Below are 16,787 nucleotides of genomic sequence, written 5' to 3'. Positions count from 1 at the left end.
CGCCCTCCTTGAAGTCAGCATATGAGAATAAGCTTACCACAATCTCTCATAGCATTCTGTAGCAGGAACACAACACCTGCGCCAAGCCACTTTCCAGATTTTTGTAGCCCAATTATTCCAAATATTATACAATTTCAGTATTCATACTTTACATACAGGGAGTGTCGGTTATGTCTGACGAGTCTACGGCAGAGAATTGGAAGGAAAACAAAGTATTCATTTGGTTGGGAACAATCCTCTGTGCGTTTACCACCCTAGCGTGCATCGTGCTAGGAGATTTAAAAATGATTCTTCTCACTGGTGGCATAACAGCCTTTTGTTTTTGGGGACTGTTCGCAGTACATCGCCAATTATCTGCCCTGCCACCTTATCGTCCCGGTAAAGGCTTTTGGTTTCAACGCCTCACTCCTAGTGGGAAAATCCGCGTTTTGACAGTTAGCCAGGTTTTGCTCTTTGTTCTTGCCATCGGCAGCTACTTGATTGGAGATATTAGTAGACATACCCGTATATCTACTTTTGGTATTGCCATTGTTGGTTTTCTACTGATTCAAATGACCATAAAGCCCCGAATTAAGTTTCATAAGCCAATAGACGATGCAACACTTTTCGAGTTAGAGGATCTCGGAATTATTCGACCGAACGAAAACGTAGTCGGTATGTACAAGGATACTATGAGATGGGACTCTGTTAATAGCCGGACAAAAATACTCCTATTGACACCTAACCGTCTGATCGCCATCCGTATGCCCACTCCAGATAAAGGTGAAAGAGCAGAAATCCGATTGAGCGATATTAACCGTCTAGGCCTTATTGGCCATGGCAAAAAAGGGGAAGGACTACTGTTATCCGTGGGCTTGTTAGACGGTTCGATCATCCGGTTCGTGTTGCTTGGTGAAGGTGACAAATATTCGCCTGAGCAATTCATGCAGCAGCTACTGGAATTACTGGACAAGCGGTCCCCCACACAAGAAGGAGTTACCGAACCAGCTCCTGCGATACGCGTCCGCCCGGATGGTCATAAACCTGTTCTGCAGAAAAGCATTCCTGTACTCCAACCTTTAGATTTACAAAAAGAGTCCGCCACTGCGGCTTCCGGCACCGAACAAAGGGGTATCAAATTTTGACTCAGGTAGGAAAGTTAGGGTAAACACAATGATTATTACTCTATATAAAAGGTAAAAGCCGGCCATTTGCTCATTGAGAGCGGATGGCCGACTTTGCAATATTCATATTCACCTTTTTACCCGCCCAAATTTTCGCGAGCCCCTCTCATCCCCGGATCTCCTGAGTGAACTACACTTACCTGTCTGCCAACCCATATGTGTAGTTCACTCAGGAAGTTAAAATTGGAGGACCAAGTAAAACAGCTTCACCCGTCCCTAGGACGGCGGTACAAGTTGAATCGGGCGATTAGTGAACTAAATCCAATCACTCCACCTTACGGGACTAAAGAGACGATGACTTGGGACACATTAGCTCCTCCCATACCACCACTTATTCGAATGACATTATCATTATTCGCCTTCAGATCAATTAGCCGGCTTGCTCGACCGGTGTACGTACTCCATCCTCCCGTGCCGGGCAAGGAAAGAAAGTAACCATCTTTCGACGAATCGCCGCTTGCGTCTACCTTAAAAGCTGCTCCACCATCGGCGGAAGCGTAGATTACCGTGAGTAGCGCCTTGCCGCCCGCACCGCCATGAACGCCGGTCAGCTCGATGTAGGATCCTTCGGTATGCATATTTTCAACATTTTCATTCGTTCGGGTCGCTCCGCCCCCAATGGAAACATTGTCGCCCTTCATGGAAAATTCCGTCGTCGCGGTATATTTCTCAAAGCTCTCGCCGACCAAGTCGCGATACTTGACCTCCGTGGCTTTGGAACGCGGTCCGACAGCTGGGACGCCCTCGGTCGTCTGCTTTACCTTCTGTATGGTCCCATCCTCGTTGAAGAACACCCGATCTACGCAGACCGATCGCAGCGTACCGTTAGAAGAAATCTCGGCATTGTGGTAAAACAAGTACCAGTTACCCTTGAATTGGACGATAGAGCCGTGCGTCGTTCCGCTATTTTTCACCGGGTCCAGAAAGACGCCACGGTTTTTCCAAGGTCCCAGCGGACTATCACTGGTCGCGTACCGCATCTGATTGCCTCCCGAATGATTGTCGGCATACATCAAGTAATAAATTCCTTCCCGCTTGAACACCCAAGTGGCCTCATGGAAGTCCTGCAGTTCAGCAAACTGCTTGAGCTGTCCGTCCATCGACATCATGTCATCGGCCAGCTTAACGCCGTAGCTTTTCCCTCCGCCGCCGGCATAAAGGTAATAGGACCCGTCGTCATCGCGGAACACACTCGGATCTATCAAGCTGTCGCCGGGAAGCCCCTCTATATACCCTTTGACGTTAAAATCAGCTGCAGGCTTATCACTTGTTGCCACGCCTATTTTCCAAGATTTATTCCAATTTGTCTCGCTGGGATGAGGGAAATAGAAGTAATATTTGCCTTCCTTGTAGGCGGCATCGGGAGCCCACATAAAGCCACCCTCAGGTCTCCCCCATGATACGTCGTCAGCGCTCAGAATTTCCCCTTCGTCCACCCAGTCCACCATGTTGTCCGATGAGAAGACATGAAATTTATCCATCAGATCGCTGCCTCTAGAGGGAAAAATATCATGCGAAGGATACACATAAATTCGCCCGTCATCCCACACATGCGCTGAGGGATCGGCGGTAAATATACTCGTGTAGATGGGGTTTCCCGAGGAAGTTGAATTTCCAGAAGAGACGGGATCTCCAGAGGAATCGGGATTTTCGGAAGAGAAGGGACTTCCCGAAGGAATTGGATTTTCGGAGGAAATGGCGGCAGCCGGGGATGGGTTGGAGGACGTGCATCCGCTAAGGGCGGACAGCAGCATAGCCCCCAGTACAAACAGTCTCACATGCATAATTTTCATAAGGGTTTCCTCCCCGATAGATTTATACGGGATGTACACCCGATATGTAAAAGATCGTCTAACATCAGTGTATAACAGATGAAAGCACGAGCAGAATGAGGCGTTCTTAGCTTTTCCTTCGTTATCCTTAACTTGATGAGAGGGAAATCTACTAAATATCGCTCGACTGGCAGTCTGTGAAACTGTGACTCTACTCGATAAAACAAAAATACACCGCCCATGCACTTAGCCTGCACGGCGATGTATTCTTCTTCCTCAGCTTAACACCAATAGGTATTAAATGACGCGATGACTTTGCCTTCTCATCCACTGGGTGGCTACCCATTTTTCCCCGACCGCAACAGGGTTTCCCCCATGCAATGTTAGTTCATTTATGAGCTTATCGTTATAAAAATATTCGAAATAGACGGCACTGCCTTTTTTAGGAGTTACCGAAAAATGAAGTGAAGGGAAATACGTTTCTCCACCTTCATCCACGTCGTTTAGATACATCACCAGCGTGCTAATGCGATTGTTGACCACATTCCCGGATGTGAAATAGTCATAATGAGGCTGATACTGCTCACCGGGTTTATAATGTAAAATTTGCAGCGGATCGGCGTGTGAAATCGGTATATTCATTAGCTCGGAGACTCTTGTTTCTACTTTTTTAACCCATACATTTTCGCCTTCCTCGAAAAACATACTGCTGTTTGTTCTAATATCGCTTACGACGTGGGATTTGCCAATCTTGGCTCGCTCCATTCTATTTTTAGCCAAATTCACTAATGCATCGCATTCTAAACTGCTTAATACATTGTCCAATATCAAGATAAGCGGCTCATCTATTTTACCGACAATATGAATCTCTTGATCCGTTGTTCTCATTTTGTTTCCAATTAAATGAATAATCGACTGTTCCTTAACGTTCATCGTTCCATCCCCTTTATTTGAGAAGTCATCGAATGAACATTATGTTCGCTCATTAAGATAGTTCCCTACTCATCCGGAAATTCCTTCCACAAATTCATTTTTATGCACTCTCAGCCAACTTAATTCCAACATTAACCAGTATTGGAAATAGACCAGCCCCGAATGTTTAGGGTACCGGCCTGTGGATGAAAAAGTGCCTTTTACTCTTGTTACTCACTAAATAAACACTCTCGGAATTGTTGTTCAAACTCTCCTAAACGTCGTACTGCCTCGCCTAGTCCATGGTAGTCCCCCCGAACGGCAAGGGAATGACAGCTACCGAACATTTCGGACTGCATTAATTTCAACTCGGATAGCTTAGGATTTTCAGATTGAAAAAATTCGCTATAGTTCAAAGCTCGCCTTGCACCCACTTGAAATGCAAAATGCGTTAAATGACCTTGAAGTCCCGGGTCAATCTTTTCTCCCTGAACATGGCGCTGCAAGGCCGTAATAGCATTGATTCCCGTTTTCCAGCCATGTTCCAAAGCGATGCGATCGGCATTCAAATACACCTCTCGGAAGTAGAGCACGGCTTCACGGTATAAATCGTTCGATGTTCGTTGTCGCTGTCTCATAGGCGCGGCCCAATAATGAAAAGCAAGATCACTTGGATAGAAACGGTACTGTAATCGGTTTGTTTTACTTGCGTCGATCAAATCGCTAACAGGCAGCGTAGCATAAGGATATCCCGCAGGATCATGCAGTCGAACCCACCCATCCTCCAGCCAAAAAGCCAACACATAATGATCGCAGCCATGTAAATATTGATGGTTCGGCATATAGCTCAGAAAACCCATATCAAGAGGCCCCAGCATAATCGGATTTTTTCTAAGCTCCTCAGATATTTGCTCAACCATTCCATTTTCATCCGTCCCTGAACATTCGTTGTATGTAAACCCCAAAATGTCCAGTGCTTTGCTAACCCCTAGATGCGGAATGCCATTGGAAAAATACATCATATTATCTACATCAAACCAAACTGCCCCTAGTCCAACTCCAGATAACACCTCAATGAGGCTCGGGGAAACCTGCTCTCCGATGCTATCGAGCAGCATAGATGTAGAATTTGCGTAACAATACGCACCATTTCCGACATAGGCAAACATGACACCTCATCCTTTCTCAACTGGCAAGCAAAAATCAAGGATGACAACCGCGCCCTGCAGCTCCGTATGGTATATCTCGAGACAAGGTCGGTTTGCCAATAAATAATCGCTGTCTGGAAGCCAACGTCCGTACATGTAATCTACAACATGTCCAAGCTGGGCAATCACTTCCTCCTCAGAGCTTACATTCGTAAGTCTAATCGTATAGACTGCATACAGACCGCCCGGAACGTCCTGAATGCCTACTTCCTCGTGGTCCAAGCTGTCCGTGAGCTCGGCAGGGATGGTAAATGCCGCATCGTATCTGCATTTTTCGTTCTCCGTAATATCCGGGTTATCGTACGTAATTCCGATTTCTATCGATTTACGCAAATCTAGGTTATTTTGTCTCAACCACGCTTCGGTTTTGCTAAAGGAATCGACGATTTCCTTGCTAAATATCCCTTTGCTAAACCCAAACCTATTCCGAACATAAGCCACATGAAGCTCCGGCAACCTCTCGATCCTAACTTGCTCAACACTCATTTGATCGCTGACTCCGGTTGCTACATATTCAGAATAACTCTCTACACCCAAAACTTCTTGCCCCTTCTTGCGGTAAACTTGACTATTCTTGCTATGTTGTCGGTTTTTGCGATAGTCTCGCGCACTTACTTCAAAATGCTCAGAGAATGCCCGTGAAAACGTGGATAAGGAGGTAAATCCGCAGGCAGAGGCGATATCCGTTATCGATAAATCGCTGCGGTTTTCTAGGTAATGTGCACTTTTCTCAATGCGAATCCGTTTCACAAACTCATTGACGTTCTCTCCAACAATCGCTTTAAAAATACGATGGAAGTGAAAGGGAGAGAACGCCGCTATTCGTGATAGCGAGGCTAAAGAAAGATCCTCTTCTAAGTGATTATCTATGTAATTCATGACTTTATTGATACGACTTATATAGTCTCTTCTATTCATATTCCCTCCCGCCCTAACCCTTTGCGATAAATCCCGTTTTAATCCCTTTCTTAAATCCAGCGTTTTCATAGAATAGTAGCGTTCCCTCTTCTTTTGATGAAGTAAGAAGCATGACTTTATAACAATTTTGCTCCCACGCAATCTCTAATGCCTTTTTCAGAACTGCCGCTCCATATCCTCGTCTTCGAAAGTTGGAATGAGTAACTACATTTTCAATCAATCCATAAGAACGGGCATTTCTTGTCAAATTCGGAACGATAACTAACACACAAGAGGCAACTAATTGATTGTCTATATCGACAACGATGTAGTACATATTTGGATCACTATAGATTTGTTCCCACAACGAATCTAAATCTTCAACATTAAGTTCCGGATCATCCTTATTTAAATGTTTATATAGCAGTAGTAACTCAGGTAGTTCGTCTTTGTTTATGGTTCTAACAGTTACTTCATCTACCATAAATACACCCCTATACTCTGCATTTTACAATTATTATAAATCCATTTTTTGGTTATTGATATGACAAAGTATTTCGCATTACTATAGTACCGAAGTCTGCACCCTTTTCCGATCACAATTGACAAGGAGATTCGATTCCTGAATTATCTATTTCAAAACCGAGTGAAAATCATTATCCTTAATCTATAGAAGCAACGGTACGGAAAGAGGTCGGTCGACTATGAAAACGAGTCATTTACTACGTTACTGCGGCATTGATTCCTTTGAAGTAAGTAAGAATGGCGAAAGGGTCCTTCCCGCTTCAAATTCACATACTGCCATCCTGTGTCTGGGCGGCGCAGGAACGATCGGCTTTACGAAAGAAAGCCTGAATCTGTCTCCTGGTGAAGCCTATTTTTTGGCGCCCGGACAAGCATTAACGCTTCTTGCGGATGGTGAGCCATTAAAGGGTTATTTTATACGTTTTGAGGTTTACTCTCTTAGAGTGGAAGAACTTCATTCTATGAAAGTAACGGAATATATGGATGGTCAGATCCGGACAGGAAACCAGAAATTGTTGGCTGAATCCTGTGACCTTCTGCTTCGATTGCAGACTGAGGCGCTGCAAGACGGTTTCAGCGGACAGGCAGAATTGTACCGCATAATGTCGTTGCTTGCCGAGGGTCGGACGAAATCGCAGGAGGAAGTATCGACCGATGCCGCTATTGCCCGCGTGTCCGGCTTTATGGAGCAGAATTGGGAACGCGAGCTCACGCGCAAAGAGCTGGCTAGATTGGCAGGCTTTAGCCCAGGCTATTTTTCATTGGCATTTCAGGAACATACAGGGGTTTCCCCGTTGGCATACTTAATGGATATTCGCATAAAACGAGCAAAAGATCTGCTCCTGTCAGGCGGCGGAGTAAAAGAGACGGCTATCAAGGTCGGCTTTAACGATGAGTTTTATTTCAGTCGCCGCTTCAAACAGAAAACGGGCTTCTCTCCCTTGGCTTTCGTTAGAAGCCGCCGGCGCAGCATTGCAAGCGTCTCCGATCCGATTTCCGGAAGCTTGATGGCGCTTAGCTTATTACCTAAGGCCGCCGCGTTCTACCCCAATCATGAGCAGTACAGCCGCATGATTCGGTTGCATTCCGATGAGGAGGGGCAAGGAGCGGTATGGGATCATAATCTAAAGCTGCTAAAGGAAGCTGGGCCGGAGCTTATTTTTTGCACGGACATCCTGAACGAGCGGGCACGGCAGCAGTTGGAGCGAATTGCACCCACGGTACCTATTCCCTGGCTGTCGGTCGATTGGCGGCAGCAGCTGCTGACAATCGCGGACGCGGCCGATCAGCGTGAAGAGGGGGCTTCTTGGTTATCGGAGTACGATCGTAGAGCTGAAACGGTGTATCGCAAAGTTAGAAGCAAAATCGGTGGAGCCACTCTGAATATATGGCGGATTATGGGCTCGGAATATCGGATTTACGGGGGACGTAACGCAGGCGCTGTTCTTTATGGCGACCTGAAGCTAGCGGCTACGCATAACCTTGATCAGATCAGCGTGTTCGACACAGTTTCCAAGGAAGCACTCATAGACTATGATGCCGATGTCCTCCTCATTATGGTCGATTCGACAGCCCAGGCTGCCCGAGAACGTGCTGTCCTTCAATCCAGCGAACTATGGAGCCGATTAACTGCGGTACGCAACGGCCGTGTATATGAAATAGAAACGGAAAAGCTATTCGAATACTCCGCATGGTCTCATGACAGGGCTCTGTCTTATTTTATGCAAATGTTCAGCTGACAAATGTCCAGATAGCCAAGTCTTAAAATCCATGTTAAGGGGCTCGTTTTTTTGTTATTTTAATTGAGAAAGAAAATCATTATCACGTTTATGTTTTGGGGGAGGACTGTTCATCTCGTGTAAACCACCTTGGAAATTGGAACAATTATACGAAACCCCTGTCGTATACCCGGTTTCCGAAGATGACCATACAGGAATTAAAGCGCTGTTCTATCGGGGAGTTCCCTATCAGGGAAAAGAAACGCGTGTTTTCGCTTACGTTGGCGTTCCCCAGCATGCTTCATTAGAAAGGAAAGTTCCCGCGATCGTGCTCGTTCATGGTGGCGCCGGCACGGCATTTTCCGAATGGGTACGCTTATGGATGGACCGGGGCTATGCCGCTATTGCGATGGATTTAGAGGGACAAGTTCCATTCCAGCTTAAGGAGCAGGAAGGAACGACCGAGTGGCCTTCTCATTCTTGGAGCGGACCGGTCAAGCAGGGCGTGTTCGCAGATTATCGAATGCCTGTGGAGGATCAGTGGATGTACCATGCGGTGTCGGCAGCTGTACTTGCCCACTCCCTGATTCGTTCCATTCCCGGCGTGGACAAGAGTCAGATAGGCATGACAGGTATTTCATGGGGAGGCATTATAACGAGCTTAGTTGCAGGCTTGGACAAAAGGCTTTCTTATGCAATGCCCATCTATGGCTGCGGATTTCTATATGAACCAGGAACAGGCTATGGGTTAGGTTTTGCTGCCATGCCTCCTACCGAAGCCGATCGGTTCCGCCTGCTCTGGGATCCTTCAACGTATTTGCCGGAGAGTCACTTGCCAATGCTTTGGCTGAACGGCAGCAACGATTCGCATTTCCCTTTGTCAATCTTCATCAAATCTTACGAGCTGAATAAGAATTGCAATCCGAACAGCAGGCTGAGCCTACATCATGGACTAGGGCATTCTTATTCGGACGCATGGGCTTGCGAAGAACCCTATGCCTTTGCGGATAGTGTGACAAAAGGAAATCCATCGTTCGTTGACATTATGGAAGTCGATCAACAGAGGGATTGGGTAGGCGTGCGATATGCATCGTCAATTCCCGTTGAAAAAGCCATTCTTTATTGGTGCAGGGATGACAGTGATTGGAGAACGGCCCGATGGGAGCCTATACCTGCTCAGCTTGATGAGATCGAAGGAAGCTTTACTGCTTCAGCGTGTCTCCCCGAAAGCGGGGGTACTTTCTTTATGAATTTGATTAATGATAGGGGCTGGACGACCAGCACCCGCGTCATGACTGACAACAGAAAAACGAGCATCTTACATGACGCGACTTAGACTAAGGAGAATGAATACTATGAACAAACGGATCATTATGGTAACGGCATTACTATTGGTTTTATTATCACTGACAGTCGCTTGCGGCAAGGGGAACAACGAATCTTCGACTTCGTCACCAGCTGCCACGGAATCCGCTCAACAGGAGCAGCCTTCATCTGAAGCACCTAAAGAAGCAGCAGCATTTAAGTTCACGGACACGAAAGGCGAACAGACTTTGCCCGCGCAACCGCAGAATATTGCTACGACAGTTACCTATTTAACCGATCATATGATTGCATTAGGCTTAACGCCGAAATTAACAGTTAAGTCGCAGAACGAGGATTTCCCGCTTTATTTGAAACCTTTTCTGAATAACGTTGAGGTTATTGGAGAGCAAGGCAAGGTTAACATCGAAAAACTTCTGTCTTTCGCGCCAGACTTAATCATTACGGATACGAACAGCACTGAAATCTTCGACTCCTACGCCAAGATCGCTCCAACAGCCATGCTCGAGAACGGTTATCTGTCCCCAAGCTGGGAAGAGGCTTTTCGCGCAACGGCATCCGCTTTCGGACTGAACGATAAAGCCGAGCAAGTGATCGGCGATTATACAAAGCATAAAGAAGAGGCAATCGCGAAAATCCATGACAAGGTTGCAGGCAGTACTCTCATGGTTCTACGGATCAGAAACGATGTTCGGTATTACGGAGATATGGACTACAGATGGCTGTATGATGATTTCGGCTTCTCAAGACCAGCGGTATTCCCGGTCACCAGCGCAGATAATCGCTACGAAGTGCTATCTAACGAGAAGCTGCCAGAAATTGATCCCGATTATATTCTACTCATTAAAGACAACGAAGAGCTCTTCAATAGCTTGCAGGATCTTGCCATCTGGAAAAACCTAAAGGCCGTTAAAAACAACAGTGTATATCAAATTTCCTCTGATTCTTGGTTTGGCGGCTATGGTCCGAACTCCGCTAACTCCATGCTGGATGATTTGGATCGGTTATTCGCTAACTGATGAGTGCGTTCATATGGGAACAGTTGGACAAGCAATTTAATATCGCTTTGGAACAACGGGGAGAGGCTGTCGCGTCAATTAGCGCGGCCGCTTTTCTCGATAGAGATGCAATGAGAAGCTTTCTGGGCGCCTATAAGCCGTTAATCGAAGGGCTGGACGACACGGTAGCTGCCGCTTATTTCAGCAGTTGGTTCGGCTCCATTGCTTCAGCAATGCACTTTAGCGTATCCGTTCATGACGTGACTCCGGATTTCTCACTTTCGAATCTGACCGCACATGTTATTAAGGAAACCGGATTTACTAGAATAGGTTTTCAACTTACACATGGGAACGTGGATCAGGCCCCGAAGGATACAATGGGAAGAGCGGCTTGGCGAGACCTCGCGTTTACTCAATTCTACAGTCATACGGCACGCCCGTTAATGGAATGCCTGTCTGAAGCTTCGGGGTTAAATGTCGGTCTACTGTGGGGGCAACTACCTACCGCGCTCACTAACTTTAGGGAACATTGTCAAACGACTATTGAAAATGAAGCTGTCTTGAGGCAGCTGGCCGAAGATGAGCATTTCGTACAAACTGGATTGCCCCCTCAAGTGTTCGGCAGAAGCAAAAATCCGCTTCATGTCTCGGTTCGGAAAATCGCACACCCTTTGGACCCTAACAAGCAGCTCCACATGAAAAACGTTTGCTGTCTTCAGTATTTGAGGCAAGATCGATATTATTGTTATACTTGTCCACGTCTCACGAAGAAAGAGCGTGCGGAGTTTAAGTTTTAGCAGGAAAAAATGGACACAGGACGGAAGACCGAGATACAGGACAACATAGCGGAAACCGCCGTGGACACAATTCTTAAATTGGCATGCACAAAAAAACGGCACTCTCTAATACGAGATGTGCCGTTTTTTTATGCGCGGTTATTCGTGTAGGTAATGTGGCGGTTCCGCTCCAAATCTACATACCGTTATTCTCTTTTTAGCACATCTATTTGTCGGTTTGCACAGCTAACTTTAAGTTCGCTTCTTTACCTCGGCGGCAAAGGTCCGAAGTATTGATAATAGGTGCACTCGATTTGACCGTTAAAGAGCTTACGCTTCTTGTCTGCTTTGCGACCAAAGCGGGTTTCAAAGGTTTTATCAGGAGTAATGATAAAATGGGACCAATTGTTCAATTGCTTGGAGATTTGCCCAAGCTGCTGGGTCAACCGTTCAACTTCCGTCTCTGTGCCGATTCTTTCCCCATAAGGCGGATTAGTGATGATGCATCCATAATCACCATCAGGGCGGATATCCGATACCGGCATGACATCAAGCTTAATTTCCTTACTAAGCCCCGCGTTTCTAACGTTTGCCAGAGCAGTTTGTATAGCTCCGCGGTCGATATCGGTTCCGACGAGGTTCAAAGGAGTATCTTCCTTCATTAAATCGAAAGCTTCTTCTCTCGCTTCCTCCCAGATCGCCGGACCAATTCTTGACCAAGCTTCCGAGTTATAGCTGCGATGGAGTCCCGGCGCGATATTAAAGCCGATAAGCGCAGCTTCAATGAGAATTGTCCCTGAACCGCAGAACGGATCATAGAGCGGCCGCTCTGGCCGCCATCTGCTCAGCAAGATCATGGCAGCCGCCAGCGATTCACGCAAGGGAGCCTCGGTCGTTTCGATTCGGTAGCCACGCTTATGTAAGCCTGCACCCGTTGTATCCAGAGTTAATGTTGCGATGTCATTCAGCAACGTCACCTCTGCCACGTACCGCGCCCCAGTTTCTTGAAACCACTCGGTGTTGTAACGCTCCTTCATTTTTTCCACAATGGCTTTCTTAACGATACCCTGGCAAGCAGGGACGCTACTCAATTGCGATTTATGCGAGCGGCCATCGACCGGAAACTCTCCGTCCTCCGGAATCCAATCCGGCCAGGCAAGTGCCTTGGTGCCTTCGAACAATTGCTCGAATGTACGCGCCTCGAATTCGCCCATTTTGATCAAAATTCGGCCCGCTGTCCGCAGCCACATATTCGTGATGCAAATATCTTTTTCAGTCCCGTAGAAGGTGACCCGCCCGTTCTCGACAAGCTGATCATGATAGCCCAAATTTTTCAGCTCTCTAGCCAGCACAGCTTCAAGCCCCATTGGAGTCGTAGCAATTAATTCATATTTAGACATTAGCAATATCACTCACTTCTGAAATATCGTCAAAACCAACTTTATAGATCATTATCATCATTTGTTACTATATCGATTCTTGCCTCAAAAAGAAAGAAAGGACTGTGACAGGGTCACTTTCTCATACCTGCCACAGCCCCAAACCCGTGTTCGACGTGGTCTATCCACTTAGATAGCGGCTCCTAGAAGGGTCTACGTAGATGGATCTAGGATGAACTTAACGCCTTCGATCTTCAATTGATCCAGACGAACGACCCAGTCCTTGTACTTCTCGTACGTTTCGTCGGAAATACCGAATATTCGCTTCATGTCCAACACAACCTGCTTCTCAGCGTCGCTGTAATCGCCATCAGAATATACTAAAAGCAGCGTTTCGATGAAAAAAATGCTCCTCACCTGATCGTCCTTAATATCGCCGAGAATGTCCTCAAGCTCTCGCCCCGGGGAAATAGGTTTCAAAACTCCTTCTATGTCTATTTCATTCATTAAGGACCGTAAGAATCTTTTCTCGTTGCCACTTACGAAACCGTCCGCACCCGCAATGATATGGACTAATTCAATAAAAGCCTGTATATGTTCCTTCTTCTGTAGAAAATGCAAAAACAATGCGGTCAGCTCCTCTGTTGGTTGAAAGTCTGCTTATTAGCTTCGACGTTTAAGTTATTAATCCTACTAGTAGTACGTTTTTAAAATGGTAGGCGTTTCTTATGGTGGTTCCATTATGTGAAGGGTTCTCCAACGAGTACGGGGTGGCGAGGGATAAGCAATAAATGCAGTGAGGGCTGCGACAGCCTGCCCAAGCTATATAGCGAAATATTGCCAATTGCTGTAGAATCGAGGATGAATTTATCGAATGGGCCCAGATTAGGAGGACAAGCATTGATATCACGCACAGCAAGAAAAGTACTTCTCGTCATTTTAGCAATTACACTCGTGTTTACATCCCAGTCGTGGTCGGCGTACACAGTCTCAGCGGCATCAGGCGCTTCCGAATACGGACTGATTCAAGAGCTGGCAAAGAGTGATTATACCGGCAGGCAGGCCGGAACGCCTGGTTATGCGAAAGCCGTAAGCTTGATCGAATCGCGGATGAAGGCGATCGGAATGTCCCCGATGCTTGAAGGGGGGAAATTCCGTCAGAGCGTGCCGACTGCCGTAGCAGTGCTAACCAAGGAACAAGTATCAATAAACGGCAAATCACTTGCCTTAATGAAAGATTATATGCCTTACGCAAGATCTGCGGAGGGAAAATATACTTTCACTGGCGTTTATGATGCGGCAGCGGGCAATGCATCGGATTATAAAGGAAAGGTCGATGGGCTCGTCTTATTCCGTTGGTTAGACAAGGACGGCAAGTTCCCCCAAGGGCTATTGGACCGAATTCAGCGCGCAGTAGCCCAAGGCGCTAAGGGAGTTCTCGTCATTACGAACGGCGAACTGAAAGTAGGAAACTACGAGCATCCGCTGAATGGCCATTCTATATCCGTTCCGGTGCTCTATATTTCGGAGGAAGCCGCGCGACAAGCAGGCTTCAAATCTGATTACCTGCCTGTCCAGCTTCCGACTCCGAAAGTCGAGATGCAGCTGACGATTAGCCGTACGTCTAGTTCGGCGGATAATTTGATCGGCGTCATTCCCGGCAAACAGGAGAAAGCAGTTCTATGGGTCACGAACATCGACGGCTTCGGGAGCTTACCAGATGGCAGATGGTACGAGAGCGCCATATCTGGCTCGGCGGCTACGACGATGATGCTTGATATGGCGCGGTACTATGGGGAGCACCAGCCCGAGTATACGCAAATATTCACTTTCGTCGGTAGCAAATGGACGGGACAAGAAGGCATCACCGCGCTAGCGAACAAATTGAATTTTGAATCGATTGCAGCTACCGTCGACCTGTACGCGATGGGGGGCAGCGCAGATATCAGGATCGGCTATACCGATCCGAGCTTTGAATCGTTCGCCAAAGCTTCTTTTAATCAAGCCTACTACAACAACGATCTGGGCAATGCGCTTTCGAACACGCTTAGGGGAAAGACAAAGCGTCTGCTAATAGTAAGAGATCAGAATACGTGGGTCGATGACTCGATGGCGGACAAGGCGTCGGCTATCACGAAGGCACAATATGAGTCAGGTGTAAAAGTGCTGCTTGAGCAAGGTGATCGCATGATGAGCCAGCTGAGCAAGGAAGATTCGGTGTCATTCGATTACGAGGCCCAGGCGTTTACCCCGGCTGCGTTTGATAATCCGAAGCTTACGCTGAGCAGGATTGAAAGCAAGCATTATACAATTTACGCAGACGAGGTATATCGCGGTCAAATTACGCCGAGCATCATGAAAGAAATGGATGCTATCTATGAGAGAGATGCGTACTATAACTACCGTTCGAAAACGGGCCCAAAAATCATCGCCCTCTTCATGCAGGATGGTAACAAGGCAGCCGTAATCGCCGGCCGGACTGATCTCGAGGGGCAGTCGGAAGCGGCAGGTGGCGGCTTCGCGAACTTTAATCGGAAAGACAATCAAATATATATCTATATGAGATCCGGTCCGTATATGGAGACTATTGCCCATGAATCGAATCATGCACTTGCCTCGAGCAATCCGCATTCACGTGATCAATCCGTACTCGAAGAGTGGCAGGGACAGAGCCATTTTGTCCGATATGCGAACCTGAAGTATCTCGAGGATCCTGCGGCGCTTATTAACTCGCGGTTTGCGAACAATCACGAAGTGCCTGATCTAATGAGAATCATCGCGAATTATAAGACAGCCCTAGATTGGACCTGGTTCACCAAGTTGGCGCCTAATCCGAATGGCCATCTTTACACGTATTACACGATGGGTTCCATGTACGCATTTCTGAATTATAAATACGGTGAAGCAACTTCCCGTCGTGCCATATATCGCAACTACCAAGACGTGACGCGCGCGCAGCAGAACTTGATCGCGGATACAGGGCTGTCACTGGACGCGTTCCTGCAAGCGTGGAGCAGTTGGATGGCGCGCCCGGATGCGGCTTTGGTATCGACCGGCAGCAACAATGAGTTCGATTACATGATGCTGTATACTTTGCCGGATCCGAAGGACGGAAGTCCCGCCTCCGGCGGAAACGGTAATACCGGAAATGCCGGAAATGCCGGAAACAATGGCAATATCGGACAGGCACTGCCGGGTACGAACATGAAGGCGGGTTCGAAGGGCAATATCGACTTCTCTTACCAATTTGCGAGCAAGGACTTGTCCATCGTATCGGTCAAGCTGTCTCCGACTAAGACAGGCGCGCAATTCGTCATTATCTACAAGAGCACGGATAGCCGATATGTGAACATCTTTAATCCGCCGAACGGCGACCGTCTACTGAAGTTTCAAGACAAAGTCGCGAAACCGATTAAGGGACAGGCGACGTTCACTTTCACGCAGAAGGAAGTGACGACGTTGCTTGGCGTCGGCCTTGTCGCCTTCAAATTCGGCAACAAGAATGATTTCCTCTTCGTCAGGAGCAGTGATATTGCAAATCTATTGAAAAAGAAAGTCTAATAGATGGAAGTGTGTGGAATCTCTCTAGTCCCGTTCTATGGCACGACTTTTATTCATTACGTCGCAGAAATCTGAGGACAGGCTAAGAGGAGTCCCACCCTACTAAATTGGCAATATCCCCTTACGGTAGACAACGAAAAAGAGACATCTTTTAATCTTGACTTTGCGTTGTTTATCGAAGGGGATTTTTCATAGGGTAAACTGGTTGTACCTTATGCTTAAGTAGACGATACATAAAATCAAAGAAGATACGATCGCTCCTATTAATTTGGAACCGAGATATGAAAATTATGCAAAATCTTCGCCGACCACTTGTTTGCAAGCTGTTGAACGAAAACGCCAAAGAAGACCGCAACAGCCTGCCCCTCGGCAACCCATCACAGCCTCCAAACCCGCATCCGACTCTACCCTATACATCTTTCTTCTTCTCCTAGCCCCTTACTCTTCCCCCACCGCCAACCGATTACTCGCATAACTAATCCACTCACTCCAGTTGTGGAATTAATTTGTATCGATTCAGGGCTACATTGTACTCAATGCATTGAGGTTGACCAT

13 protein-coding genes are annotated in these 16,787 nt (G+C 47.0%); 6 read left to right on the top strand and 7 right to left on the bottom strand.

What is annotated here, in order from left to right; translation table 11 throughout:
• Window positions 1-170: 170 nt before the first annotated feature.
• On the top strand, window positions 171-1,124 hold the full coding sequence (locus tag KCTCHS21_RS01190) for a hypothetical protein (RefSeq protein WP_130604755.1): 954 nt from the start codon (window positions 171-173) through the stop codon (window positions 1,122-1,124).
• Window positions 1,125-1,438: 314 nt separating this feature from the next.
• On the opposite strand, the gene KCTCHS21_RS01185 is transcribed toward KCTCHS21_RS01190, so the two are convergent.
• The 5 genes from KCTCHS21_RS01185 to KCTCHS21_RS01165 all read right to left on the bottom strand — a co-directional run bounded on the left by KCTCHS21_RS01185 (window position 1,439) and on the right by KCTCHS21_RS01165 (window position 6,436).
• Window positions 1,439-2,956, bottom strand: a complete 1,518-nt coding sequence (locus KCTCHS21_RS01185; RefSeq protein ID WP_197726497.1) for a family 43 glycosylhydrolase — start codon at window positions 2,954-2,956, stop codon at window positions 1,439-1,441.
• Window positions 2,957-3,232: 276 nt separating this feature from the next.
• Window positions 3,233-3,868, bottom strand: a complete 636-nt coding sequence (locus KCTCHS21_RS01180; RefSeq protein WP_130604754.1) for a 2OG-Fe(II) oxygenase — start codon at window positions 3,866-3,868, stop codon at window positions 3,233-3,235.
• A gap of 209 nt (window positions 3,869-4,077) precedes the next feature.
• Window positions 4,078-5,016: a hypothetical protein gene (locus KCTCHS21_RS01175; RefSeq protein WP_130604753.1), complete on the bottom strand. Its 939-nt coding sequence runs from the start codon at window positions 5,014-5,016 to the stop codon at window positions 4,078-4,080.
• A 6-nt stretch (window positions 5,017-5,022) separates the two neighbouring features.
• Window positions 5,023-5,973 carry an AraC family transcriptional regulator gene (locus KCTCHS21_RS01170; RefSeq protein ID WP_162309242.1) on the bottom strand — a complete coding sequence of 317 codons (951 nt, stop codon included), beginning with the start codon at window positions 5,971-5,973 and terminating at the stop codon, window positions 5,023-5,025.
• Window positions 5,974-5,986: 13 nt separating this feature from the next.
• Window positions 5,987-6,436, bottom strand: coding sequence for a GNAT family N-acetyltransferase (locus tag KCTCHS21_RS01165; protein ID WP_130604751.1), 450 nt, complete (start codon window positions 6,434-6,436; stop codon window positions 5,987-5,989).
• A 220-nt stretch (window positions 6,437-6,656) separates the two neighbouring features.
• Here KCTCHS21_RS01165 and KCTCHS21_RS01160 point away from each other — a divergent pair, with 220 nt between their 5' ends.
• The 4 genes from KCTCHS21_RS01160 to KCTCHS21_RS01145 all read left to right on the top strand — a co-directional run bounded on the left by KCTCHS21_RS01160 (window position 6,657) and on the right by KCTCHS21_RS01145 (window position 11,313).
• Entirely contained in the window at window positions 6,657-8,216 is a 1,560-nt protein-coding gene (locus KCTCHS21_RS01160) for a helix-turn-helix domain-containing protein (protein WP_130604750.1), read from the top strand.
• A 136-nt stretch (window positions 8,217-8,352) separates the two neighbouring features.
• Complete coding sequence (locus KCTCHS21_RS01155) at window positions 8,353-9,531, top strand: alpha/beta hydrolase family protein (protein ID WP_157993911.1); 1,179 nt, start codon at window positions 8,353-8,355, stop codon at window positions 9,529-9,531.
• Window positions 9,532-9,550: 19 nt separating this feature from the next.
• The gene (locus KCTCHS21_RS01150) at window positions 9,551-10,537 is read left to right on the top strand and encodes an ABC transporter substrate-binding protein (RefSeq protein ID WP_157993910.1); all 987 of its coding nucleotides are present in this window, start codon (window positions 9,551-9,553) and stop codon (window positions 10,535-10,537) included.
• The gene (locus KCTCHS21_RS01145; protein WP_130604747.1) at window positions 10,537-11,313 is read left to right on the top strand and encodes a hypothetical protein; all 777 of its coding nucleotides are present in this window, start codon (window positions 10,537-10,539) and stop codon (window positions 11,311-11,313) included. Before KCTCHS21_RS01150 ends, KCTCHS21_RS01145 begins: the two co-directional genes overlap by 1 nt.
• A gap of 245 nt (window positions 11,314-11,558) precedes the next feature.
• Here the strand turns inward: KCTCHS21_RS01145 and KCTCHS21_RS01140 are convergent, their stop codons facing one another.
• Both KCTCHS21_RS01140 and KCTCHS21_RS01135 read right to left on the bottom strand, forming a co-directional pair.
• A complete protein-coding gene (locus tag KCTCHS21_RS01140; protein WP_130604746.1) occupies window positions 11,559-12,692 on the bottom strand; it encodes a THUMP domain-containing class I SAM-dependent RNA methyltransferase in 1,134 nt (377 codons plus the stop codon).
• Window positions 12,693-12,884: 192 nt separating this feature from the next.
• Entirely contained in the window at window positions 12,885-13,298 is a 414-nt protein-coding gene (locus KCTCHS21_RS01135) for a tellurite resistance TerB family protein (RefSeq protein WP_130604745.1), read from the bottom strand.
• Window positions 13,299-13,571: 273 nt separating this feature from the next.
• Between KCTCHS21_RS01135 and KCTCHS21_RS01130 the strand changes: the two genes are divergently transcribed.
• Window positions 13,572-16,232 carry a hypothetical protein gene (locus KCTCHS21_RS01130; RefSeq protein ID WP_130604744.1) on the top strand — a complete coding sequence of 887 codons (2,661 nt, stop codon included), beginning with the start codon at window positions 13,572-13,574 and terminating at the stop codon, window positions 16,230-16,232.
• Window positions 16,233-16,787 lie beyond the last annotated feature (555 nt).

The organism is Cohnella abietis, assembly GCF_004295585.1.
GTDB classification, from domain to species: domain Bacteria; phylum Bacillota; class Bacilli; order Paenibacillales; family Paenibacillaceae; genus Cohnella; species Cohnella abietis.
This window is presented reverse-complemented; position numbering and strand designations above follow the sequence as displayed.